Raw genomic sequence first — 25,396 nt, 5'->3', positions numbered from 1 at the left:
GATTTATTTTAATTGTCCGCGTTCACGGTACCATTGGTCTGGCTGCCAAGCCCATTCGTGTCCGTTCTTGGCTAAAAGATCAAAGGCGCATTGTGGTCCCATTGTCCCAGCTGCATAATTTGGGAAACCTGGTGTCGTTTGGTCCCAAGTGTTACGAATTCGGTCAACGATCTCCCATGAGTTTGCTACTTCGTCCCAGTGAGAGAAATTGGTGCCGTCACCATTTAGGGCATCTAACAATAATTTTTCGTAAGCTTCAGGACTGTTTTCAGTCACTTCAGCACTTTGACGGAAATCTAATTTTACTGGCTCAGTGTTGAAGCCTTGACCAATTTTCTTTCCATTTAAAGTTAGCGAAAAGCCTTCTGTTGGTTGAATGTAGATGGTCAAAATGTTTTGTGGCAACTCTTCACCATCGGCTACCTCTTGCTCAAAGTTGAAGACATTTACTGGAACTTGTTTAAAGACGATATTAATACGTGTGCCTTTTTCAGTCATTCGCTTACCCGTCCGAACATAGAAGGGAACACCAGACCAGCGGAAATTATCGATCAAGAATTTTCCAGCAACGAAAGTTTCCATCAAGGAATCTTCTGCGACATTTGGCTCGTCATGATAGGCAATAAATTGTTTATCATCTAACGCACCAGCGTCATATTGACCACGAACGAAATTCTGCAAAACTTCTTCAGAATCATAGCGGCGAATTGCTTGTAAAACTTTAACCTTTTCTTCGCGGATCGATTTATTTGAGAACGAGGTCGGTACTTCCATCGCTAATAAAGCAACGACTTGCAGGATATGATTTTGGACCATATCTTTTAGCGCACCACTGTTTTCATAATACCCTCCGCGATCTTCAACACCTAATGCTTCAGAGAAAGTGATCTGAACATTTTCGATATAGCGGTTATTCCAAAGGGATTCGAAGATATTATTAGCAAAACGAATGACGGAAATATTTTGAATCATTTCTTTGCCTAAATAGTGATCGATTCGGAAAATATCTTGTTCCGGAAAAACATTTCGAATTTGATTATTCAACTCATTGGCTGAATCATAATCAAAGCCAAATGGTTTTTCAATCACCAAACGGTTGTATCCCGTTGTTGTCAAAATTTCCTGAGACTTCAGATGATTGACGATGGTACCGAAAAATTGAGGTGCCATGGCCAAGTAATAAACCCGATTGCCTTGCAACGAATATTTTTCATCTAATTGATCCGCTAGTTCTTTCAGCTGATCATAATGTTCTGTGTCATTCACGTTGTGGGAAAGATAATAGAAGTGATTAGAAAATTCTTGCGCTTCTTCCTCAGTTGCGTTTAAGTCTTTGATGGTCTCACGAACGATTTCTCGGTAGTGATCGTCGCTCCATGGCCGTCTAGCGGTCCCAATCACAGCAAAGTGTTGTGCTAAGTTGCCCTTTTTATATAAACGAAACAACGAAGGGTAAAGTTTTCGTTTCGCTAAGTCGCCGGTTCCACCAAAAATGGTGAATAATGCTGCTTGTTCCATACAATTCACTCCTAGTTCGATTTAATGAATTTATTTTTCTGAAGAGAGAAAAATAAGTTTGATGGTTATTTGTCGTTTCTACAACGAATCAACAAAAATGGTTGACGCTGCTTTATAACTAATTGAAACCTCTTTTTGGTCATTTTGTAAAGTAATTGGTCCTTCATAGGCAGCAATATTTGTGATTGTGTATTCTTCGTGGATCTTAACGCCAAGGTCCATCAAGTAATCAAGCAAGTCTTTTTCGTCTAAGACGCGAGCGATCCGGATGTTTGTTCCTTCTGGATAGCTTGCCAAAGTCTGACGATCTTTTTCATGGACGATTTGATCTTCTTGCGGGATCATGCCGCCGTGCGGGCAAAAGGTTGGATGATTCAAGTACGTATCCAATTTTTGTTCAAGTTGTGTGGATGTCACATGCTCTAATACTTCTGCTTCATCATGGACTTCATTCCATGAATAGCCGAGATGATCAACTAGGAATACTTCCCATAAACGGTGCTTACGCACGAGGGTGCTGGCTTTTTCTAAACCAGCCGGTGTTAGTTGTACGCCTTGATAAGGGGAGTGTTCAACAAGACCTTCCTTAACCAGTTTATTAATCATTTCGCTGACAGAAGCTCCAGAAATGGACAAACCAGCGACGATTTTTTTATTGCTAACTTTTTCTTTGTCGCCACCTAATTCTAATATTAATTTTAAGTAATCTTCGCGATTCGGTGTCATTGATGTTCATCCTTTCATAACGAAGCATATCAGATTAAGTTTACCAAATAAATCCCATTTTTTCCATTTGATTGGACTTTTCTTTTTAAAGAAATGAATCGGTAATAACAAAGGTAATTAAAAAAATATTCTAAGAACACTTGCCTATTTTTTTAAAAAAAGGTAGTATATTAAAAATAAATGAGAATTGTCAAACTATTTAAAGGATTGATGTCAATGACAAAGCAACAAGTAACAGAGGCCCCGACCATGTATGATCCCTCATTTGAGAAGGATGCATGTGGTATGGGCTTTATTGCTCAGATGGAAGGCAACGCTTCACATCAATTGGTGAAGCATGCACTAACGATGTTAGAACGAATGAACCATCGTGGCGGAACTGGTGCAGAACCTGAAACTGGTGACGGTGCAGGAATTTTAGCGACAATTCCAGACAAATTTTTTCAACGAGAAGCAAAAGCGGCAGGGGCAATATTACCTGATCGTGGTCAATATGCGGTAGGAATGTTCTTTTTACCCGCGGATGAAAAACACAAAAACGGTTTGCAGCAGGCACTTGTAAAAGAAATCGAAGCTGCGGGCTACTTAGTTTCTTGGCAGCGGGATGTTCCATTCCAATATGAAAATTGCGGACCGGGCGCTCAAAAGGTCATGCCCAGCTTTGTGCAATTATTCATAAAGCGGCCGTTAGAGGTTCAGACGGATCGTGATTTTGAAGATCGCATGTATCGGTTACGCCGCAAGTTAGAAAAAACGTATCACGCGGGGGAAATGGCGATCTGCAGTCTTTCCAGCAAAACGATCGTTTATAAAGGAATGCTGCATGCCTACCAAGTCGGAATCTTTTATGATGATTTACAGGATGAAGATTTTGCAGCAAGTATCGCAGTCGTACATTCTCGTTTCTCTACTAACACTTTTCCAAGTTGGGATCGGGCGCAACCCTTCCGTTTCTTAGCTCATAATGGAGAGATCAATACGCTGCGCGGTTCAGAAAATTGGATGAAGAGTCACGGTATCGAGGTTTATAACGAAGAAGATTCTGACTCTGCTAAGTTAGAAAACTGTATGGAGTATTTATATCGCAACGGTCGTGATATTCCTCACGCATTGATGATGATGGTCCCAGAGGCGTGGTCAGAAGAGGCCGGCTTAGGGGAAGAAATGACTGCTTTTCAAGAATACAATGCTAGTTTTATGGCGCCATGGGATGGACCAGCGGCATTGTGTTTCACAGATGGAGAAATGGTTGGAGCAACTTTGGACCGGAACGGCTTGCGGCCTTCCCGCTATTCAATTACTAAAGACGGTTTCGTTCAAGTGGCTTCAGAATCTGGCGTAGTCGATTTTGCACCCTCGAATGTGATTGAAAAGGGTGTCTTGGGACCGGCGAATATGATCCTAGTTGACACGATTGCCGGAAAATTTTATCGCAATCAAGAAATTAAAGAAAAGTATGCAAAAGCACATACCTATAAAGCGTGGTTAGCCGAAAATCGGATTGAATTGTCACAGCTTGCTGAAACTGAATTCAAAGATACGGCAATGACTCAAAAAGAATTACAAAGAATGTGGAAATTGAATGGTTATACCGATGAAATTATTCGCGGAGCGCTTTTACAGATGGCGGAAAAAGGCGAAGAACCGGTACTTTCAATGGGCTATGATTCGCCCTTAGCCGTTTTGAGTGATCAGCCGCAATCGCTCTTCACGTATTTTAAACAGCAATTTGCGCAAGTGACCAACCCGCCGATTGATGCGATTCGCGAGCAATTGGTAATCGGGACAGAGATGTTTTTAGGGCGTGATGGCGATATTCGAGTAGATGATGCTCATAACTGTCAGAAGTTAAAAATTAAGAGTCCCGTTCTTAGTACGGCTGATTTTCTAAAAATTGCTCAGCTAAATACTAAAGAGCAAAAAGCGGTAACTATCTCAACGTTATATTCAATCGGCAGCCACAATGCATTAGAAGACGGCTTGGAACACATGTTTAAAGAGGCGGAATCCGCAATCGACAATGGCGGAACGATTTTGATTTTAAGTGATCGCGGTTCAGAACAAGCAAAAATGGCGATGCCGATCTTATTAGCTGTATCCGGATTGCACAATTATTTAGTGCGAAAGGGAAAAGCTTCATTGGCAAGTCTGGTGGTTGATTCCGCAGAGGTTTGCGAAGTTCACCATTTTGCCACTTTGATCGGTTATGGTGCCAGCGGGATTCATCCTTATGGCGCGTATGCCACGCTGAACGATTTCACCATTGAAAATGGCTTAGAAAATTATCGTAAAGCGGCCGAAAAAGGGATCGTGAAAGTGATGTCTCGAATGGGGATTTCAACGATTGCTGGGTACCATGGCGCGCAATTGTTTGAGGTAGTTGGAATCAGTCAGCCTGTTACAGATAAATATTTCACGGGAACAGCTAGTCGTATCGGCGGGTTATCATTGCATCAAATTGCGGAAGAATACTTGCAGCGTCATCAATTGGCGTATGGACCGCAGCAAAATGATCTGCTGGCTTCAGGCGGAAGTTTCCAGTATAAGGCAGACGGCGAACATCATTTGTTCAATCCAAAGACGATCTATAATTTCCAACAAGCGGTCCGTGCAGGCGATTACCAATTGTTTAAGCATTATGTCGCGGAAATGAACCAAGAGGCGTTAGACGAACCAACGAATTTACGCGCACTGTGGGAGTTCAAAAATGAACGACCTTCAGTAAAACTATCCGAAGTAGAACCGGCTAGTAAGATCGTGAAACGATTCAAAGTTGGAGCGATGTCATACGGTTCATTAAGTGAAGAGGCGCATCAATGTATTGCGGAAGCCATGAACAGCATCGGCGCTAAATCCAATAGCGGTGAAGGCGGAGAAAATCGCAAACGATTCAAACCACAAGCGGACGGCAAAAACTTTAATAGTAAAATTAAACAAGTTGCTTCTGGTCGTTTTGGGGTAAATGCGGAATACTTGATGAGTGCGGAAGAATTACAGATCAAAATGGCACAAGGCGCGAAACCAGGTGAAGGTGGACAATTGCCGGGGAATAAGGTTTTCCCTTGGGTAGCAGAGATTCGCGGCTCCACACCGGGTGTACGATTGATTTCACCACCGCCGCACCATGATATTTATTCGATCGAAGATTTGGCGCAATTGATTTATGACTTAAAAGCGATTAATCCGTATGCGAAGATCAATGTCAAGTTGGTTTCGAGTACAGGTGTTGGTACGATTGCCACTGGTGTAGTAAAGGCTGGGGCAGATGTTGTCGTGATTTCTGGCTATGATGGTGGAACGGGCGCTTCGCCGCGAAACTCGATTCGTGATGCGGGCTTACCATGGGAAATGGGTGTTGCTGAGGCTCATCAAACATTAGCAATGAATAATTTACGTCAACGAATGACGTTAGAGACCGATGGAAAGCTGATGACTGGTCGCGATGTTGCGATGGCGATCCTACTTGGTGCAGAAGAATATAGTTTTGCTTCGCTGGCTTTAGTTGCGATCGGCTGTGTAATGATGCGTGTCTGCAGTCTGAATACTTGTCCGGTGGGTGTGGCAACACAAAACCCGGCATTGCGGAAATTCTTTGTCGGCAAACCGGAGCACTTGATCAACATGATGTATTTTATTGCGGAAGATTTACGAGAAATTATGGCTGAATTAGGCTTCAGAAGTATCGATGAAATGATCGGTCACACAGAAGTCTTGGAACCGCGCTTTATTGCAAAAGGCAAAGCCAAATCATTGGATTTCTCACGAATCTTATCGACGAGTGTTGGGATCGAACGTAAAACGGAAGATCCGTTCAAGGAAAAACGTGAATGGCCTGAGTTGGATCATTTCGCTGAAGGTGCCATCAAAAATGGTGAGCAGGTGAAAATGAGTTATCCAATCAATAACGTTAATCGAACAGTCGGCGCGCGAATGGGCGGCTGGATCGCAGAACGTTTTGGCAACTACGAATTGACACCAGGTCAAATCAAATACACCTATACGGGGATCGCGGGGCAAAGTTTTGGCTCCTTCATTACGCAAGGAATGGAATTGAAATTGATCGGCGAGGGCAATGACTATGTTGCTAAGGGCTTGAGTGGCGGTCGTGTGATTATTGTACCGCCCAAAGATGCCGCCTATGATGTCGAAAATTCGCCAATCGTCGGAAATGTGGTCTGCTTCGGTGCAAATCGCGGGGAAGGCTATTTCCGCGGAAAAGCCGGCGAACGCTTCTGTGTTCGTAATAGCGGGGCGAATGTTGTTGTCGAAGGTGTCGGTGATCATGGCTGTGAATACATGACCGGCGGTGTCGCTGTTATCTTAGGTCCAACGGGTCGAAATTTCGCAGCAGGGATGTCCGGTGGTGTTGCATATGTCTATGATCCAACCGATACTTTTACTGATAAATGCAATTTGGAGATGGTTGACCTCTTCAAATTGGGTGAAACTGGTGAAGATGCAGTCTTGAAGGAAATGATCGAGAAGCATTTAGCTTACACTGACTCAGTAAAAGCGGCTGAACTATTAAATGATTGGGAAAATGCTCAAAAACATTTTGTCAAAGTGTATCCGAGAGAATATCACGAGATGGTTCGTGTGACAGAGGAATTAGCGAAGACAGGTCTAACCGGTGAAGAATTGATCGAGAAGGCCTTCATCGAAGTGATCGGCGAACAAACGGTACCGGCTGGAAAGGGGCGTGGCTAGCATGGCAGATCCATTTGGCTTTTTAAAATATCCGCGTAAGGACAATCCTTATCGACCAGTCGATGAACGGGTTCAGGATTGGGAAGAATTACAAACGCCGCTTAGTGTCGAGGAACGCAAAGAACAAGCAGCTCGCTGTATGAACTGCGGCATTCCATTTTGTCATACCGGTATTTTTTACGGCGGTAAACGAGCAGTCTCAGGTTGTCCTAATGACAACCTGATTCCAGAATGGAACGATTTTGTTTTCCGCGGTGATTTCAAGAACGCATTTGATCGCTTAGCAAAAACCAATCCATTACCAGAAATGACGGGTCGGGTGTGTCCAGCTCCGTGTGAGAAATCTTGTACTGAAGGATTAAACGGTTCAGGTGTAGCAATTCATGATAATGAACGCTTTATCATCGACAATGCTTTTGAAAATGACTGGGTCAAAGCAGACGGAATGCCGAATGAACGGACAGACTTTAAAGTGGCGATCATCGGTTCGGGTCCGGCTGGTCTTTCCGCAGCATGGCGTTTAAATCAACTAGGTCATCAGGTAACGGTTTATGAACGTAGTGATCGTGCCGGCGGCCTGTTGATGTATGGGATTCCTAATATGAAATTGGATAAAGAAATCGTTCAGCGTCGAATCGATGTGATGGAGGAAGTCGGTATTACCTTCGTTTTGAATACTGAGGTCGGAGTAGATATCACGGCAAATGAATTACAAGATCGTTATGATCGGATCGTTATTGCTAGTGGTGCCAGTGTTCCTCGTGATTTAAAAATTAATGGACGTGAGTTGCATGGCATTCAGTTTGCGGTGGATTATTTAACTGACTGTACCAAAGAGGTCTTGCAGCATGGAAAAAAGGTAGTCGATAAAAAATTAGCAGGAAAGCATGTGATCGTGATCGGCGGGGGAGATACAGGGAACGACTGTATTGGTTCTGCGATTCGCCAAGGTGCTGCTTCTGTTAAACAATTGGAGATTACCCCTCAATTACCGGCAAGTCGTACGGGCAATAATCCGTGGCCAGAATATTCGATGATTAATCGTCAAGGGTACGGACAAGCAGAAGGCGCAGTGGAAAATCCGGAATTAACAGCCTATAACACCTCGACAACGGCTTTTATTGGTGCTGAACGGGGTCAAGTGATTGCGATTGAAACAACGGAAGTCGATAATCGGTTCCAGCCAATCAAGGGAACTGAGAAAACGTTAAAAGCTGATTTAGTTCTATTGGCGATGGGTTTCACAGGAGCCGAGAAGAATTTATTAGATGCTTTCAATGTACAAGAGATTTATGAAGATTACACCACGAATAATGAAAAAGTTTATGTAGCTGGGGATGCCAGACGGGGGCCAAGTCTTGTGATTTGGGGAATTCGCGAAGGACGAAAAGCTGCAGAAAATGTGGATCAACTGTTGCGATCATTGATTCATCAATAAAAAAACGGATGCCAAAGTTCTGGCATCCGTTTTTGCTATTTTTTTACAGGAATAATGGGCAGTGATACATCGTCCAATTCGTCATAAAGGGTATCGGGTGTCCCATTTTTTGTTTTGATCAATAAATGATAGCCGTATTGATCTTGAATCGCTAGTTTTTGCTCACTTAGCTCAATGAGCTGGTAGATGATGGCGCTGCCATCTAGAATAATTGAAAGATCCGGGTAAATCGTAATGGTGTGATGTCTGTGTTCTTTCGGATGAGTGAACTCCCAAGAACCGACATAAATGCTATTTAGGTCCTTCGCTTCACGTTTGCGAACAAATTTTGAACTCACTGCTGCCACACCAAGCGACGTCGCGCTGAGGAAGACGGGCCATTTCAATCTCATCAAAAAACTCCTTTCTCAATTTAACGGATACAATTTTCAAAAAAACAGTGTTTTTTCGAGCCAAAGGGCTTTTCCGTTAAATATCCTTCACCTAGTCCTATTTAGGGATAATCGACTTTCTCCGAAGAAACTGAAAAAGCATTACTGAAATCCTTTCACACAGGCTTTGTTATACTATATAATAAAGTCTGTCATCTTTCCATCAGGCTTAAGGACTATTTAACTTTTTTTAGAAGGATTTTGATAAAAAATGAAGTATTCAGCAATTCACTTGGCTATTTTTATTGAAAGAAGCAATCGGTTTATCGCTCGCTGTCGATTAGTGGAGACAGGCGAAGAAATTATTACCCATGTAAAAAACACAGGACGCAGCAAAGAATTACTACTGCCTGATACCCTGGTGTCTGTAAATCATCAGCCATCAGAAAAACGCAAAACGGCTTATGATTTGATTGCGGTCAAAAAAGGGGAGATGTGGATCAATATTGATTCGCAGATACCAAATGCACTAGCAGCTGAGGGGATTTTAGCAGGCAAGATTCAATTACCAGACTTAAAAGGCTCAATTAATTATTTAAAACGAGAATACACCTTTGAACATTCGAAATTCGATATTTATTTTGAAACGGATCAGCAGGAAAAAGGATTCGTAGAAGTGAAGGGTATGACATTGGAAAATCACGGGATAGGTGCTTTTCCTGATGCACCGACAGTGAGAGGACTGAAACATGTAGAAGAACTGCGATTAGCCCAAACCATGGGCTATCACTGTTATGTCTTATTCGTAGTACAATTTCCGGTGATTTCAGCAGCCACGATACACCGTGAGATGCAGCCAGCGCTTTATGAAGCAGTGGGTAAGGCTGAGGCAGACGGCGTACGGATTTTAGCGTATAATTGTGAGGTAGATCAGGAGACTATTTCGATCAAAGAGGCTGTTCCCTTTGATTTGAAACAAAAATTTATTGATCCAAATCAATGAAAGGCGGAAAAAGCATGATTAATTTAGGTATCATCGGCACAAATTGGATCACCGATCAATTTGTTCAAGCAGCACATGAAACAGGGAGTTACCAGTTAGCCGCAATTTATTCACGACGTTTAGAGACGGCACAAAAGTTCGGTGAAAAATATGGTGATGTTGAATATGCGACAGATCTGGATACTTTTTTCGGTATCGAACATTTGAATACAGTCTACATTGCTTCACCAAATAGCTTGCATTTTGAACAAGCGAAGCAAGGAATTTTAGCTGGAAAAAATGTGATCGTAGAAAAGCCGGCCTTTTCAACACCTAAGGAAATGGATGAAATTATTGAACTAGCGAATCAGAAAAAGGTCTTTTTCTTTGAAGCAGCCCGTAATATTCATGAGAAAGCCTTCAAAGTAGTAGCTGATTTTCTACCGATGAAGGATCAGATCATTGGTGCGGACTTCAGTTTTATGAAATACTCTTCACGCTATGATCAAGTGTTGGATGGTCAAGAACCCAATATTTTTTCACCTCATTTTTCAGGAGGAGCATTAGCGGACTTAGGAGTATATCCAATCTATGCCGCCTTGGCTTGGTTTGGTATGCCGAAAGAAAGCATTTATTTTGGACAAAAAATTTCGACCGGTGTTGATGGAATTGGAACGGGTATTTTGCGTTATGAAAATTTTGACATCACTATTCGAACAGGCAAGATCGGTGACAGTTTCCAACAATCAGAAATTTATCTGGCAAATGGAACGCTGGTACTGAATGCAGTCAATTCGATCGATGAGGCAATTTTCCATGATCGTAATCATCAACGCAGAGAAAAACTAAACGTTCATCAATTGGAAAATCCGATGGTGGAAGAAGCAGCAGAGTTTGCACAAGTAATCTTAAATCCAACCGATCGCAAGTTAGGTACCGATTATGAAGCGTGGGTTGAATTGTCCCGTAACGTGAACCAAGTAATTTATGATATGCGAAAAAGTGCGGGCATTATTTTTGATGCCGACGAGAAATAGAGGAAATTATGAATAATCAGGATTTTGTCCCATTTTTACAAGAAAATTGGAACGAGGCAGGCTTTCAAAAACCTGCATTGATCCAATCAAAAGTATATACACCAATTATCGAAGGCGCCAATCTTGTTGGGATTGCTCCGACCGGCAGCGGCAAAACGCTGGCTTATTTATTGCCGTTAATCAATCAACTTGAGGCAGGCAAACCTAGTCAGGTTTTAATCTTAACTTCTTCACAGGAATTGGCGATGCAAGTGGTTGAAGTGGCTCGTAAGTGGTTGGCTGGTTCAGGCATGAAAGTACAGCCTTTGATTGGTGGCGCCAACGTAAAACGGCAACAAGACGCACTAAAGAAAAAACCAGAACTATTGATTGGTACTCCAGGCCGTGTCTTAGAATTAATCACAGCTAAAAAAATCAAAACCCCAAACATCAAAACCTTGGTCTTTGATGAGGTCGATCAACTAATTCAAGGGCAAAGTCTGCAACTGATTCAAAAAATTCTGAAAGCTAGCGATAACGACGCTCAGCATCTATATTTATCTGCCACGGCGGATACTGTTTTAGATGAATTGAATAATTTTGAATCTGATTTATTGGTAATAGATGTTTCAAAGGAAGACGATAGCCAAGGTGAGGTACAGCATTTCTATTTGGAAACCAGCGATCGAAAAAAAGTCGATCAATTACGCCGTCTGCTGAATCTGCCTGCTTTTTGGGGAATGATTTTCTTTAATCAGTTAAGCGATATGGGAAGTGCCGAGGAAAAATTACTTTTCCATCATTTACCGGTTGTGAGTCTTGCGTCAGATCAATCAAAAATGTCTCGTAAAGGTGCGATCGAACAATTCAAAAAGCATCAAGCGTTAGGATTGTTGACGACAGATTTAGCTAGTCGCGGATTAGACATTGAGTCTTTGCCATTTGTGATTAATGCGAATGTTCCATTGAGTGAAGAGAGCTACTTGCACCGTGCAGGACGCGTAGGACGAATGGGGAAAACGGGAGTGGTGATTACTTTTGTCACACCACAAGAAAAAACGGATTTAACCAAAATAGCAAAGAAACTTGATTTAACGTTAGCACCGATCTATTTATTCGGAGGAGAATTACTAACGGAAGAACCGATAAAGCAAAGTGATCCCAAAAAGAAGAAGAGTAAAAAGAGTAAAGGGAAAAGACGGAAATAAGTCTTTTCCTTTTTTTTCGATTTTATTTAGTAGATTAATCGAGTTCATCATGAACGAAAATGATTTGGATTCTTAGATGAGAAAAATTCATTAATTAGTAACAATTGATGAGCGCTTTCTTTTCTTTATTTCGGCTAACTTCATTAAATTTAAGTTAGCCATCTTGCTAAAATAAGTTAAAATCGCTACAATGGTATAGGCATGTTCTCGTAGCTCAGTAGGATAGAGCGATCGCCTCCTAAGCGATAGGTCGCTGGTTCGATTCCAGTCGAGAACATAAAATACCCACTTAGAAAATTTTCTAAGTGGGTATTTTTAATTTTACTAAGCCCAATCACCATTTCTGAAAATAGGGACTTTAGTTCCATCTTTACGAATGCCGTCGATATCCATCTGTGCAGATCCCACCATGAAATCAACGTGGGTTTGGCTGCTATTTAGACCAGCATCAGCTAATTCCGTTTTAGACATTTCAGTTCCGCCCTCAACGCTGAAAGGATAAGCGGCACCAAGTGCTAAGTGGTTCGACGCATTTTCATCAAAAAGCGTATTAAAGAATGTAATTCCCGATTGAGAGATAGGTGAAGGATCTGGAACTAAGGCAACTTCCCCTAGATGTTTGGCGCCTTCGTCTATATCTAATAATGAGGCCAAGACATCGGCACCTTCTTTCGCAGAAAACTCCACAACTTTTCCATCTTTAAAAGTGAATTTCATTTCGTTTAGGGTTGTTCCAGCATAACTCAATGGTTTTGTACTAGTAATGACACCATCAACGCGATTACGATCTGGTGCAGTGAAGACTTCTTCTGTCGGCATGTTAGCCATAAACTCTTTACCATCTGCAGCAAAACTGCCAGCGCCTTCCCAAACATGATTTTCTGGTAACCCGATCACGATATCTGTGCCTGGAGCAGTGTAATGAAGGGCATAAAATTGTTCTTTGTTTAAACGTTCAGCTTGTTCACGCATCGTTGCGTCGTGTTTTTCCCAAGCCTTGATGGGATCATCTGCATAAATGCGTGTGGTCTTGAAGATTTCATCCCAAAGTTTATCAACTTGTTCTTCTGTTGATGTTAGTTCAGGAAAAACCTTCTGTGCCCAAGCGGGACTAGAAGCGGCTACGACTGTCCAACGCAATTTGTTCGATTGCGTGGCCTCCATTACGGCTTGCAAGGCTTTTCCTCGTGCTGATTGGAAGGCAGCTACGCGCTTTGTATCTACGCCCAACAAGGCATCTGGATTTTGCGAAACAATGCTGATTCGAGTTACTCGTTTTTCAGCAAATGTATTTGCCTCATCCACCTTATAGGCGGGAACTTCATTGATCCGATCGTCTGCGGCATGGCTCAAAAACTCTCGTTGGATTTCGTCATCATTCCACTGAACGATAACCTCTGCGGCACCTAATTGGTAAGCTTCCTTTGTGACAAGTCGGGCCAAGGGTGCTTGTTCAACACTGGCATAAACGACAACTGTGTCTTCTTTTTGGACATTTACACCAACGTTTGCAATCAAGTGAGCGTATTTTTTTAATAAGGTATCAAAATTAGGTAAGACCATTCCTATCCCTCCGTTTCGTTAATCTCATTCTAGCATTTCTTAGATTTTCTCAAAAGAAAATGCGTTCAAAAAAAGATGTACCAAATATTCTTGGTACATCTTTGAGATAAATCAAGCCACTGCTTCAGCAATTTTCTTTGCGAAGGCTTCTAAATTCTCAATGTCTTCTTCCTCTGCTGCCATCTCAACCTTTACACTGTCGGCCCCGCGAGTTGCGCCAGTTTTTTCAAAGGCTGCATCGAAGTCATCAACAGATTTACAGTATTGATCGTAAAAGGTATCTCCTGAACCGCAGACGCCGAAAATTTTTCCACTTAGATCTAGCTCTTGCAGATCTTCATAAAAGTCAACGATTTCATCAGGCAGATCGCCTTCACCATAGGTATATGTTGCAACGACACAAATATCCGCGTCTTGAAAATCTTCCGCCTCGACTTGTGTACATTCATCGATTTCTACTTCAAAATCCAGATTTTCGAAAGCTTCAGCGACAATGTCGGCGATTTCTTCGGTATTTCCAGTCATACTGGCATAAACGATTTTTGCTAATGTCAAAAAAATTCCTCCTTAGCTTTAAGCTAAATTTAAGCCAATTATACCAAACTTAATTCAAAAGGAAAACGCAGACTTCTAACCATTTGTTCGCTTAATGGGGTTATGTTAAAATGGACAAGATGAAAAAGGATGTTCGTCCAGATTTTACTGGATGATCTACGAAAATATTTTCACCGGAATAATAAATACATTTTAATAGAAATAAGGAGACGAGAGTATGATTACGTTAAAATCACCCCGTGAAATTGAAATGATGAATGAGTCAGGCGAATTATTGGCTGATGTCCATCGCCATTTACGGGATTTTATAAAACCCGGTGTCACGAGTATGGAAATTGAGAAATTTGTTAAAAACTTTATTGAAAGCCACGGCGGTATCGCTGCACAAATTGGTTTTGAAGGCTACGAATATGCGACGTGCTGCAGTATCAATGATGAGATTTGTCACGGATTCCCAAGAAATAAAGCCTTAAAAAAAGGTGATTTAATCAAAGTGGACATGTGTGTCGAATACAAAGGGGCTATGTCAGATTCTTGCTGGTCTTATGCAGTAGGAGAAGTCTCACCTGAAATCGAACGTTTGATGGAAGTAACTAAAAAAGCCATGTATTTAGGAATTGAACAAGCACAGGTTGGAAATCGAATCGGCGATATCGGGCATGCAATCCAAACATATGCTGAAGGCGAAGGTTTTTCAGTCGTACGTGATTTTGTTGGACACGGCATTGGCCCAACGATTCATGAAGAACCAGCGATCCCGCATTATGGTGTTGCCGGAAAAGGATTACGCTTAAGAGAAGGTATGGTCATCACGATTGAACCAATGATCAATACCGGTGTTTGGCAAATGAAGATGGATCCAAATGGCTGGACTGCTTATACACGTGATGGCGGCTGGTGTGCACAATATGAACACACTTTGGCGATTACGAAAGAAGGACCAAAAATTTTGACTTCACAAGGCGAAGAAGGAACTTATTAAAACGACGAGGGATTTATGGGACCAATAGATAAAATTAAGAAGAATAAAAAACTAATGGATTTTATCCAATCGATCCAAAAACATTTAGCAGAGACAGAAATAGGCGACCGCTCCGTGGTAGTTGCCTATTATTTGTTGCTGTCCTTTTTTCCAATATTGATCATTGTCGGCAATCTGCTGCCATACTTCAATATCACACCAGCAACGGTTTTACCCTATCTAAGCGAGGCTATTCCGCCAAATGTTTTCAGCTTTTTGAAGCCAGCGATTACTGGACTATTGGAAAATACTTCCGGCGGTATGCTGTCTATCTCAGTTTTGGCGGCATTATGGTCATCTAGTCGAGGCATCAATGCACTGCAAACAGCCTTGAATCGGGCTTATGGTGTTGAGAACCGAGGGAACTTTGTTATCAGTCGAATCGTATCGGTGGGGATCGTCGGTATTTTAATGATGGCAATTATTGCTGTCGCGTTATTCTTTAGTGCAGGGCAAGTAATTTTGGACGCATTACAGCAATTATTACGTTTTTCACCCGATATCATTGATACTTTTTTGACTTTGCGGTGGCCTGTCACGTTGATAGGTCTGCTGGTTATCTTGGGCGGTTTATATATCGTCATTCCTAATGCGCATGTGCGTATTAAATATGCTCTGCCAGGAACGATATTTGCGACAGTTGGCTGGATTGTTCTGGCACAAGGGTTTAGCATCTATGCTCAGACCTTCGCGCAGCGCGTCTCCGGTTATCAAATCATTGGAAGTTTTATCGTTTTGATGTTTTGGTTGAACTTTGCTGCGACGATTATCATATTTGGCGGCGTATTAAATGTGGCAATCGAGGAATATCGTACGGGGCAAGAGGTTACAGAAGGCTCTAATCGAGTCAACAAATGGTTCAATAGATTGAAGGATCGTTTCATTAAAAAGAAAAAATAATCTCAAGATTTTTGAAAGATTCTGGAAGAACCTTGTAAAGAGCGTTGAATCCTATATAATAATTTTAGTTAAAAAGGCAGGTGGCAATATGTTAGTATCACTCGGGCTGATCATTAAGTATTTTTTGACCTTCTTGATCGCGTTGATTTTGACCCCGATTTTTAAAATAATTTCGGTGCAAACAGGATTGGTTGATAATCCTAATGCGCGTCGGATGAATGAAGTGCCGATGCCTAGCGCGGGTGGTCTGCCGATTTTTATTACTTTTGCTATTTCTTCATTAATTCTATTTCGCAACGTGATTCCATTCGATTATATCAGCAAGATTTTAATCGGTGGCTTAATCATCGTTATTACAGGTCTTTTAGACGACAAGTATGAACTGACTCCTAGACAGAAAAGTGTCGGAATCCTCCTAGCTGGATTGGTCATTTATTTTTATGCGGATATTCAGTTTGATTTTTTCACGGCGCCATTGTTTGGTCGAATCAATCTTGAATGGCTGAGTTTGCCAGCGACATTATTTTGGATTTTTGGTATTACCAATGCACTGAATTTGATTGATGGCTTGGATGGTTTGGCATCAGGAGTATCAATTATCAGTTTGACGACAATTGGTGTGATTGGATACTTTTTCCTGCATTCTTCAACCGTTTATATTTCGTTAGCAATTTTTTGTTTAGTGGCAAGTATCATGGGGTTCTTTCCATACAATTTCCATCCTGCCAAGATTTATTTGGGGGATACGGGGGCATTGTTCTTGGGCTTTATGATGTCTGTACTGACATTACAGGGACTAAAAAATGTCACGTTTATTTCTTTGATCACACCGTTGATCATCTTAGGTGTTCCAGTGACGGATACTTTTTTTGCAATGGTTCGTCGGAAGGCTAAAAATATGCCGATCTCAGTTGCGGATAAACAGCATCTGCATCATCGACTGCTAAACCTTGGGTTTACCCATCGTGGTGCCGTGTTGACGATTTATGCAATCGCTGTGTTGTTCTCATTTTCGGCATTGTTACTGAACTATACAAGTCAAGTTGGGACGATTGTTCTGATTGTCGCGATGGTTTTTGCTTTGACATTCTTATTAGAACTTATTGGATTAATCAGTGAAAAATACAGCTTTATTACGAAAAGCTTCCGTTTCTTCGGGAACAAGGAATACCGTTCGCAAGTATTGCATAAATATTTCAAGAAATGAGTGTTGGCGTCCGTTATGAATATGAATGATACGAATGTGACTGTCAGCATCGTAACCCACAACAGTGACAAGATCTTTTTGAGTTTGGACTCACTGATTGAAACGTTAGGTGAAGATCAGACGATCCAAATTAGAATTTTTGATAATGCTTCAGAAGCGGATTATCGCAAGCATTTAGAGAGCTATCTTGCTTATCCATTCATAAAGATAATTTTCCACGAAGAGAATAAAGGCTTTGGGTTCGGTCATAACGCCAACCTTTTGGGAACTGATGGCTATGGGATCATCTTTAATCCAGACATCATCCTCTCTGAAAATCATTTAAAAGAAATGACAAATCATTTGGCTGAACAACCAGAATGCGGTTTGCTGGCGCCAAAAATTTTGAATGAAGATGGAACGACACAATATTTAATACGCAATCATTTGAATGTATTTGATTACATGCTGCGTTTCATTCCATTTAAGTTTGTTAAAAAGCTCTTTGCAAAACGTTTGGCTAAATTTGAGTGCCGCGATTTACGGGATGATCAAGATAGTTTGGTACGAATGATTTCCGGCAGCTTTATGGTGGCCGATTTGGCGAAATTCAATGAGATCGATGGCTTTGACGAGCGTTACTTCATGTATTTTGAAGACAATGACCTTTGTCGTAAAATGGAACAGGCTGGATATAAGACGGTTTATAGCCCGCAATTTACAGTCATTCACTTATACGAACGTGGAGCGGTCAAGAGTCGAAAACTGTTTTTTATCTTTTTACAGTCCATGAGAAAGTATTTTCAAAAGTGGGGCTGGCAATTTTTTTAATTTTGGAGGTAGGGAATGCAAAAGCAGCCCAAGACGAGAATCTCCGTTTGTATGGCGACATACAACGGCCGTCACTTTATTGAGGAACAATTGAACAGCATATTCCCACAACTTTCAGAACATGACGAGTTGATTATTTCCGACGACCATTCAACCGATGGAACGTGGGAATTTTTATTAGAGTTAAAGGCAAAAGATCCGCGAGTGAGACTTTTTCAAAATGACGGAAAAGGTTTAATCGCGAATTTTGCGAATGCTATCCAGCAAAGTGCTCATCCAATCATTTTTCTGAGCGATCAGGATGATATTTGGCATCTTGATAAAGTTGAAAAGACGCTGCCGTATTTTGAGAATCCGAAAACTAAAGTGGTCATTTCTGATTTAATTATCGTGGATAATGATCTTGAAATCTTAGTACCTTCCTATCAAGCGATGCGCCATACTCACTCCGGGTTTTGGCATAACATTGTGAAAAGCAGTTATATTGGTGCAGGGATGGCCTTCAGATCTGAGTTGAAAGAAATTGTTTTGCCGATTCCTGCTGAAGTACCCATGCATGATATGTGGATTGGACTGCTTGCGGATTATTATCGGGGGGTTGTTTTTATTCCTGAACAATTGGTTTATTACCGTCGCCATGGATTGAATGCATCGGAGATCAAGACGACCGCATCACGGGTTCAACAGTTCAAATGGCGCTGGAATGCTTTGCAGCTAGTCCGAAAAAGAATAAAAGAAATTAAAAAAAAGTAGCAAAACGATTTTTCTAATACCCAACATCAGGTATAATGTGTTCGTATGCAGAAAAAAGGATGACAGTTCCATTTGTTACAGTTTGAGTTACTGATCGTCTTAATCCTTTTGTGGCAAAAATAAATACACTATTAGGAACAGGGAGCGTAAGTATGAAAGGAATCATTTTAGCCGGGGGCAGCGGCACACGTTTGTACCCTTTAACCAAAGCAACTTCGAAACAGTTAATGCCAGTTTATGATAAACCTATGATCTACTATCCAATGTCTACATTGATGTTAGCGGGAATCAACGAAATTTTGATTATCTCAACACCGCAGGATACACCGCGTTTTGAAAATCTTTTTGGTGATGGACACGAATTAGGTATTCACATCGAATATGCGGTACAAGAGAGTCCAGACGGCTTGGCTCAAGCCTTTATTATTGGTGAAGAGTTCATTGGGGACGATAGCGTCTGCTTAGTTTTAGGAGACAATATTTACTACGGTGATGGACTATCACGGATGCTGCAGCGTGCGGCGAAGAAAACAGAAGGCGCAACAGTGTTTGGTTATCACGTCAATGATCCTGAACGATTTGGTGTGGTGGAGTTCGATGATGAGATGCAGGCTGTTTCAATTGAAGAAAAACCTGAAAAACCAAAATCACATTATGCTGTAACAGGGTTATATTTTTATGACAATGATGTGGTTGAGATTGCGAAAAACATCCAGCCTTCAGAACGTGGTGAGCTGGAAATCACTGATGTGAACAAGGAATATTTGAAACGCAATAAGTTATCAGTTGAAGTAATGAGCCGTGGATTTGCTTGGCTAGATACTGGTACTCACGAGTCTCTATTAGAAGCATCAACGTTTATTTCAACGATTGAAAAACGACAAAATTTAAAGGTAGCATGTCTAGAAGAAATTTCTTATCGAATGGGCTATATCACTAAAGAGAACTTGATTGAATTGGCTCAACCATTGAAGAAAAATCAGTACGGACAATACTTACTACGTTTAGCAAAAGAGGATTAAGCATGGGAAAAATCAAAGTAACAGAAACGAATTTAACAGATGTTAAGATTATTGAACCTGCCGTATTTGGCGATCATCGCGGTTTCTTCACTGAAAGTTATTCAGTGGAAGCATTTAAGGCTGCTGGGATTGATTTTGATTTTATTCAAGATAATCACTCATTATCAACACAGCCGGGTGTCTTACGGGGATTGCATTTCCAAAAAGGCAGCTCCGCACAAACCAAATTGATTCGTGTCGTAACGGGTGCGGTTCTTGACGTAATCGTAGATATCCGTAAAGGCAGTCCAACGTATGGTAAGTGGGAAGGCTATATCCTTTCAGAACACAACCACCGTCAATTACTAGTTCCTCGCGGTTTTGCTCATGGATTCGTAACGCTGACTCCAAATGTCAACTTTATGTATAAATGTGACAACTACTATGACGCGGAGGCCGACGGAGGAATCTCATTCGCTGATCCAGATTTGGCGATTGACTGGCCAATTGATATTGAAAAGGCGATCACATCTGAAAAAGACGCGAAACAACCAACGTTGAAAGAGTTCGAAGCTGAGAATCCTTTCGTATATGGTGAAATTTAAGGATAGTAGTTCCGTTTTTGTGGAATAGAAGAAGCAAAGGCCTAACTAAATGATCTGCGTGTTGAGAATCAAGCTCATTTTTAGATTTTAGAAAAATGAGTACTTTAATACGAAATAGGAGTAAAGTATAGATGAAAAATATTATCGTAACAGGCGGAGCGGGTTTTATCGGCTCAAACTTCGTTCATTATGTTGTAAACAATCATCCAGAAATCCATGTAACAGTCTTAGACAAATTGACATATGCAGGAAATAAGGAAAACCTTGCTGGTCTTCCCGAAGATCGCGTAGAATTAGTTGTTGGTGATATTGCAGATGCTGAACTAGTTGAACGCTTAGTCCAAGATACGGATGCAGTTGTTCACTATGCGGCTGAATCTCATAATGACAACTCATTGAAGGATCCATTTCCATTTGTACAAACAAATATTATTGGAACCTACACACTGATTGAAGCGTGTCGTAAAAACAATGTTCGTTATCATCATGTTTCGACTGATGAAGTATATGGCGATCTTCCACTAAGAGAAGATTTGCCAGGACATGGTGAAGGCGCAGGCGAAAAATTTACTTCGGAAACGCCTTATAATCCATCAAGTCCTTACTCATCAACTAAAGCTGGTTCAGATTTGCTGGTTAAAGCTTGGGTTCGCTCATTTGGCTTGCAAGCAACGATCTCAAACTGTTCCAATAATTATGGACCGTATCAGCATATTGAGAAATTCATTCCACGTCAAATCACAAATGTTTTGAGCGGTATTCGGCCAAAACTATATGGTGATGGTAAAAATGTACGCGACTGGATTCATACGAATGATCATTCTTCAGCCGTGTGGGCGATCTTAACTAAAGGTAAAATCGGAGAGACTTATTTGATTGGTGCCGATGGTGAAGAAGACAATAAAACGGTCATGGAAATCATTTTAGAAGAAATGGGCCAATCAAAAGATGCTTACGATCATGTAAAAGATCGTGCAGGACACGATTTGCGTTATGCAATCGATTCTACTAAATTACGTGAGGAATTAGGTTGGACACCAGAATTCACTAACTTCCGAGCTGGGATGAAAGAAACGATCAAATGGTATACCGAGCATGAAGATTGGTGGCGTGCTGAAAAAGAAGCTGTTGAAAGCAATTATGCGAAAAACGGCCAATAATACAAATTGAATCAGGCAGGTGCATCCTGCCTTTTTTTGAGAAAAGGAGTAGATATAGATGATCTTAATTACAGGTGGACACGGACAATTAGGAACTGAGCTACGTAAATTGCTGGATGAAAAGAAACTGGACTATGTTTCAACAGATGCCGATCAGTTAGATATTACCGATAAAGAAGCAACAAATACATTTATTAATGATATGAAGCCAGAAATCATTTATCATTGTGCAGCCTACACTGCTGTTGATAAAGCCGAAGATGAAGGCAAGGAATTAGATGAATTAATCAATGTTGAAGGAACACGTAATGTGGCAGAAGCAGCCAAAGCCGCTGGTTCAACGTTGATCTACATTAGTACGGACTATGTTTTTGATGGGAAGAAAAAAGATGGCATGTATCAAGTGGATGATACAACGAATCCATTAAGTGAATACGGCCGAACTAAACTTTTAGGGGAAAAAGCCGTTCAAGAGATCATGGATGATTATTATATCATTCGTACTTCGTGGGTATTTGGTATTTACGGACATAATTTCATTTATACAATGCAGAATTTGGCTAAGACTCATGATCGCTTAACAGTCGTCAATGATCAATTCGGACGTCCAACGTGGACACGTACATTAGCTGAGTTCATGACTTTTGTTATTGAGAAGAAGGCGCCTTTCGGGGTGTATCATTTATCAAATGAAGATAGTTGTTCTTGGTACGAGTTTGCTAAAGAGATCCTAAAAGATACAAAAGTAGAAGTTGCTCCTGTAACTTCAGAAGAGTATCCGCAAAAAGCAACTCGTCCGCAATATTCAATTATGGATCTAAGTAAAGCCAAAGCTCTAGGCTTTGAAATTCCGACTTGGCAAGAAGCGTTAGCAAGTTTTCTTGAATTAGAAGCGAAACAATAAAAATTGGAGGTGAAAAGTTTGTTCGAATTAGTGATAGTTTTGTATAAGATGACATTTTCAGACTCGTCTACGATCACAAGTTTGAACAAACTTCTTGCTTCAAATAACTTTTTAGAAATCAGAAGTGTCCTGATTTTTGATAATAGCGAACAGGCAAGTGTGCCGCAAGGATTAGATAAACGTTTTTGTTATTACCACAGTCCTAAAAATATTGGGTTGGCTCAAGCGTACAATTACGCAGCGGATCAAAGTGCTAAAGAGTCAGAGTGGTTATTGACCCTGGACCAAGATACGACACTTACAAGAGAGTATCTAGAAGAACTGATAACGAAGGCGTCCAATGTGCCAAAATCAGTAGCAGCGATAGCTCCAGTTATTAAAGATCATGAACAGCAGATTTCACCAGTCCGCAGCGATACATTACGTCCATTACATAAAGCATTACCTCAAAGCAATCATTCCTATTCAAGCGACGTGATGATAATCAATTCGGGGACGGCACTGCGCATTAGTTTTTTACGGGAGATAGGTGGATACAATCTAGTTTTTCCGTTGGACTATTTAGATCATTGGATGAGTTGGCGTATTCTTAGTGAAAAACGCCAGATCAATATCTTGTCAAGTGAACTGAATCATCAGTTATCGGTGTTAGATTATGCCAACAGTATGAATTTTTCTCGCTATCGAGCAATTTTACAGGCTGAAAAATGCTATTATTCTTTATATAAAACACAATTACTTGCGCGATATCGTAGACAACTATTTCTTCGAGGATGCAAACAATTTATTACTGGAAAATTCAATTATGGGACGATCACATTTAAATTTTTATTCTCAGGAGGAAATAATGGAATCAAGAACACAAAAGCGAACTAGGGAAGTACCGTCATATAATGAAAAACCGAAAGTAAATCCTTTTCTATGGTTCATTGATCAATTTATTCGTTTTCGATATATCATTGGGGTACTTTTTCTTATTATAATTGTCGCATTAAATCTAAATGGGAGTTCCATCGGTTCTTGGGACAAAATTGTTTCTGAGCGAAGTGATGATAAGAAATCGGATGTGATCTTCGGTGAAAATCGTGAGGTTCGTTCAGATGAATGGATGGTTCAAACACCTTTTTATTTCTCGCAAGCAGAAAGCGACTATCCAGTTGTAAATAAGCAGTACGGTAAAGAAGGGCAAAATATGATCATCGCCTACAATTCACCGGTGAAGGATTTAACTGTGATCGGCAAACCGTTTAATTGGGGCTTTTTCTTTTTAGGAAAAGAACGCGGGCTCTCTTTTTATTGGGGATTTAAAATCATCAGTATGCTGCTATTGAGCTTTGAGCTGGTTATGATTTTAACGAAACGCAACAAATATTTGTCCTTGCTGGGCTCGTTTTGGATTACTTTTTCTCCGTCAATTCAATGGTGGTTTATGCAGCATGTGGGTGATCTGATGTTTTTCACATTGGCAATCATGGTGGCAAGTTATTATTTTATCGCGAAGCATGAAAATGTTTTGATGCGGCTGTTTATGATGGCGCTGATTGTCATTAATGGGATTGGCTTTGTTCTGGTGCTGTACCCGGCCCATCAGGTACCATTGGTTTATCTGATTTTGTTCTGGCTGTTTGGAACGTTGATCCATTTCAGAAAAGAACTGGTCTTAGATATTTGGGACCTGCCGATTATTATCGGTGGATTGGGAATTATCGGTTTTGTTCTTTTCCATTTTTATAGTACATCAAAAGACGCGATTGATGCGACGCTTAATACGATTTATCCAGGACATCGAGAGGCTGAAGGCGGAGGAAGACCGCAGTCTGATTTCTTCTTATTCCTGACAAACTGGAAAATTCCGTTTGATAATTTTAATTTCCATGGAACGAATAATGGCGAAGTTGCTTCCTACTTCAATTTCCTTCCATTAACAGTCCTATTGTCACCATTTATTTTCTTTTCTAAAAAGGGCAGGGAAGAAAAATACATGGGAGCAATTTTAGGTTTGTTCTGTCTCTTTATTTTTGGCTGGACATACTTTGGCTATAGTCATGGCATTGCGAAAGTTTTAATGCTGACGTATGTAACCAGCACGCGCAGCTTAGTAACGTTAGGTTTCGGCGCTGTCTTGCTGTCTTTATGGATGATCAATTTTATTTGGGAATATACAAAAATTCCTTGGTGGATAAAATTGATTTTCTTAGGACTTATTATGATTATGGCAACTCATTCGGTAACATCCTCTATTATGGGATTGTATTTCAATAACTTTGAAATTTTTATGACGTTAGTAGTATTTGCTTTAATCATGTTTGCTTTGTTGTTTAAACTAAAGAAGTTTTTTATACTGGCAATGACTATTCTCATTTTAGTCTCTGGAATTTCGGTGAATCCAATCGTTCATGGAACCGGGGCAATTGATAAGAAAACATTGGCTGAAGAAATCGTTAAGATCAAAAAAGAAGATCCGAATGCACTATGGCTGTCAGAAGATAATCTTTACAACTTTACACCGGCATTAGGAGTCAAGACGATCAACTCAGTCCGTTTTTACCCAGATATGAAATTATGGCACAAAATTGATCCTAAGCATAAGAATGAAAAGTATTATAATAGATATGCACACGTACGAGCTTTTATCGATAAAGGAAAGACGGATTTTCGTTTGGATCGACCAGATAATTTTACGGTCAATCTTAATTTTACCGATTGTAAAAAGCTGGGGATTAAATATGTAATCAGTAACCGGCCGCTTGAAGATTATAATGCATTGAATTACGCGCAGTTTGAAAAATTGTATGGTCCAGATAAGGATAAGTGGACGATTTATCGCTTAACATTTACTTCGGATGAAGCACAAGCCGAAGCAGATGTAGATATTGCCCCAATTGGCGGAACGAATAATTACCAAGAAATCCCTCAACCAGCACCAGCTGAAGATGGATATATTAATTAAT

General features: G+C 40.7%; 21 protein-coding genes and 1 tRNA gene. 17 read left to right on the top strand and 5 right to left on the bottom strand.

The genetic code is table 11. The features are described from left to right. Nucleotides 1-3: 3 nt before the first annotated feature. Complete coding sequence (gene zwf, locus PGP85_RS14225) at nucleotides 4-1,518, bottom strand: glucose-6-phosphate dehydrogenase (protein WP_178981932.1); 1,515 nt, start codon at nucleotides 1,516-1,518, stop codon at nucleotides 4-6. Between the two features lie 78 nt (nucleotides 1,519-1,596). Then, nucleotides 1,597-2,244: a metal-dependent transcriptional regulator gene (locus PGP85_RS14220; RefSeq protein ID WP_010740473.1), complete on the bottom strand. Its 648-nt coding sequence runs from the start codon at nucleotides 2,242-2,244 to the stop codon at nucleotides 1,597-1,599. 210 nt (nucleotides 2,245-2,454) lie between these two features. Between PGP85_RS14220 and gltB the strand changes: the two genes are divergently transcribed. Together gltB and PGP85_RS14210 are read left to right on the top strand one after the other, a co-directional pair. Next, entirely contained in the window at nucleotides 2,455-6,951 is a 4,497-nt protein-coding gene (gene gltB / locus PGP85_RS14215; RefSeq protein WP_408639900.1) for a glutamate synthase large subunit, read from the top strand. Nucleotide 6,952: 1 nt separating this feature from the next. Then, nucleotides 6,953-8,389, top strand: a complete 1,437-nt coding sequence (locus PGP85_RS14210) for a glutamate synthase subunit beta (RefSeq protein ID WP_178981936.1) — start codon at nucleotides 6,953-6,955, stop codon at nucleotides 8,387-8,389. 35 nt (nucleotides 8,390-8,424) lie between these two features. Here PGP85_RS14210 and PGP85_RS14205 read toward each other — a convergent pair whose 3' ends face one another. Next, nucleotides 8,425-8,781: a DUF4828 domain-containing protein gene (locus tag PGP85_RS14205; RefSeq protein WP_010740470.1), complete on the bottom strand. Its 357-nt coding sequence runs from the start codon at nucleotides 8,779-8,781 to the stop codon at nucleotides 8,425-8,427. Between the two features lie 250 nt (nucleotides 8,782-9,031). On the opposite strand from PGP85_RS14205, the gene sfsA reads away from it, so the two are divergent. The 4 genes from sfsA (at nucleotide 9,032) to PGP85_RS14185 (ending at nucleotide 12,243) form a co-directional block, all read left to right on the top strand. Next, nucleotides 9,032-9,763, top strand: coding sequence for a DNA/RNA nuclease SfsA (gene sfsA / locus PGP85_RS14200; RefSeq protein WP_178981938.1), 732 nt, complete (start codon nucleotides 9,032-9,034; stop codon nucleotides 9,761-9,763). A 14-nt stretch (nucleotides 9,764-9,777) separates the two neighbouring features. Beyond that, nucleotides 9,778-10,779, top strand: a complete 1,002-nt coding sequence (locus tag PGP85_RS14195; RefSeq protein WP_178981941.1) for a Gfo/Idh/MocA family protein — start codon at nucleotides 9,778-9,780, stop codon at nucleotides 10,777-10,779. Between the two features lie 8 nt (nucleotides 10,780-10,787). Further along, on the top strand, nucleotides 10,788-11,966 hold the full coding sequence (locus PGP85_RS14190) for a DEAD/DEAH box helicase (RefSeq protein ID WP_178981943.1): 1,179 nt from the start codon (nucleotides 10,788-10,790) through the stop codon (nucleotides 11,964-11,966). 203 nt (nucleotides 11,967-12,169) lie between these two features. Then, nucleotides 12,170-12,243 (top strand) — tRNA-Arg (locus PGP85_RS14185). A gap of 47 nt (nucleotides 12,244-12,290) precedes the next feature. Here PGP85_RS14185 and PGP85_RS14180 read toward each other — a convergent pair. After that, nucleotides 12,291-13,529: an aminopeptidase gene (locus tag PGP85_RS14180; protein ID WP_178981945.1), complete on the bottom strand. Its 1,239-nt coding sequence runs from the start codon at nucleotides 13,527-13,529 to the stop codon at nucleotides 12,291-12,293. A 111-nt stretch (nucleotides 13,530-13,640) separates the two neighbouring features. After that, nucleotides 13,641-14,084 (bottom strand): flavodoxin, encoded by a 444-nt coding sequence (locus tag PGP85_RS14175; RefSeq protein ID WP_178981947.1) that lies wholly within the window; start codon nucleotides 14,082-14,084, stop codon nucleotides 13,641-13,643. A gap of 217 nt (nucleotides 14,085-14,301) precedes the next feature. Between PGP85_RS14175 and map the strand changes: the two genes are divergently transcribed. The 11 genes from map to PGP85_RS14120 all read left to right on the top strand — a co-directional run bounded on the left by map (nucleotide 14,302) and on the right by PGP85_RS14120 (nucleotide 25,395). Then, complete coding sequence (gene map / locus PGP85_RS14170) at nucleotides 14,302-15,066, top strand: type I methionyl aminopeptidase (RefSeq protein ID WP_010740464.1); 765 nt, start codon at nucleotides 14,302-14,304, stop codon at nucleotides 15,064-15,066. Nucleotides 15,067-15,081: 15 nt separating this feature from the next. After that, the gene (locus tag PGP85_RS14165) at nucleotides 15,082-16,005 is read left to right on the top strand and encodes a YihY/virulence factor BrkB family protein (RefSeq protein ID WP_010740463.1); all 924 of its coding nucleotides are present in this window, start codon (nucleotides 15,082-15,084) and stop codon (nucleotides 16,003-16,005) included. A gap of 88 nt (nucleotides 16,006-16,093) precedes the next feature. After that, complete coding sequence (locus PGP85_RS14160) at nucleotides 16,094-17,212, top strand: glycosyltransferase family 4 protein (protein WP_010740462.1); 1,119 nt, start codon at nucleotides 16,094-16,096, stop codon at nucleotides 17,210-17,212. Nucleotides 17,213-17,227: 15 nt separating this feature from the next. Continuing rightward, nucleotides 17,228-18,022, top strand: a complete 795-nt coding sequence (locus tag PGP85_RS14155; RefSeq protein WP_270328129.1) for a glycosyltransferase — start codon at nucleotides 17,228-17,230, stop codon at nucleotides 18,020-18,022. 15 nt (nucleotides 18,023-18,037) lie between these two features. Next, nucleotides 18,038-18,775, top strand: coding sequence for a glycosyltransferase family 2 protein (locus PGP85_RS14150; RefSeq protein ID WP_010740460.1), 738 nt, complete (start codon nucleotides 18,038-18,040; stop codon nucleotides 18,773-18,775). A gap of 152 nt (nucleotides 18,776-18,927) precedes the next feature. Continuing rightward, nucleotides 18,928-19,797, top strand: a complete 870-nt coding sequence (gene rfbA, locus PGP85_RS14145) for a glucose-1-phosphate thymidylyltransferase RfbA (RefSeq protein WP_010740459.1) — start codon at nucleotides 18,928-18,930, stop codon at nucleotides 19,795-19,797. A gap of 11 nt (nucleotides 19,798-19,808) precedes the next feature. Beyond that, nucleotides 19,809-20,381, top strand: a complete 573-nt coding sequence (gene rfbC, locus PGP85_RS14140; RefSeq protein WP_099050646.1) for a dTDP-4-dehydrorhamnose 3,5-epimerase — start codon at nucleotides 19,809-19,811, stop codon at nucleotides 20,379-20,381. A 131-nt stretch (nucleotides 20,382-20,512) separates the two neighbouring features. Next, nucleotides 20,513-21,541 carry a dTDP-glucose 4,6-dehydratase gene (rfbB, locus tag PGP85_RS14135; RefSeq protein ID WP_270328127.1) on the top strand — a complete coding sequence of 343 codons (1,029 nt, stop codon included), beginning with the start codon at nucleotides 20,513-20,515 and terminating at the stop codon, nucleotides 21,539-21,541. A gap of 58 nt (nucleotides 21,542-21,599) precedes the next feature. Continuing rightward, nucleotides 21,600-22,445, top strand: a complete 846-nt coding sequence (gene rfbD, locus PGP85_RS14130; RefSeq protein ID WP_270328125.1) for a dTDP-4-dehydrorhamnose reductase — start codon at nucleotides 21,600-21,602, stop codon at nucleotides 22,443-22,445. Between the two features lie 18 nt (nucleotides 22,446-22,463). Continuing rightward, nucleotides 22,464-23,321 carry a glycosyltransferase gene (locus PGP85_RS14125; protein ID WP_270328123.1) on the top strand — a complete coding sequence of 286 codons (858 nt, stop codon included), beginning with the start codon at nucleotides 22,464-22,466 and terminating at the stop codon, nucleotides 23,319-23,321. Then, on the top strand, nucleotides 23,293-25,395 hold the full coding sequence (locus PGP85_RS14120; RefSeq protein ID WP_270328121.1) for a DUF7657 domain-containing protein: 2,103 nt from the start codon (nucleotides 23,293-23,295) through the stop codon (nucleotides 25,393-25,395). Before PGP85_RS14125 ends, PGP85_RS14120 begins: the two co-directional genes overlap by 29 nt. Nucleotide 25,396 lies beyond the last annotated feature (1 nt).

This window comes from Enterococcus malodoratus (genome assembly GCF_027659535.1).
In the GTDB taxonomy this organism is placed as follows: domain Bacteria; phylum Bacillota; class Bacilli; order Lactobacillales; family Enterococcaceae; genus Enterococcus_A; species Enterococcus_A malodoratus.
The sequence above is the reverse complement of the archived record's forward strand: the minus strand, read 5'-3'. Positions and strand labels throughout refer to the sequence as shown.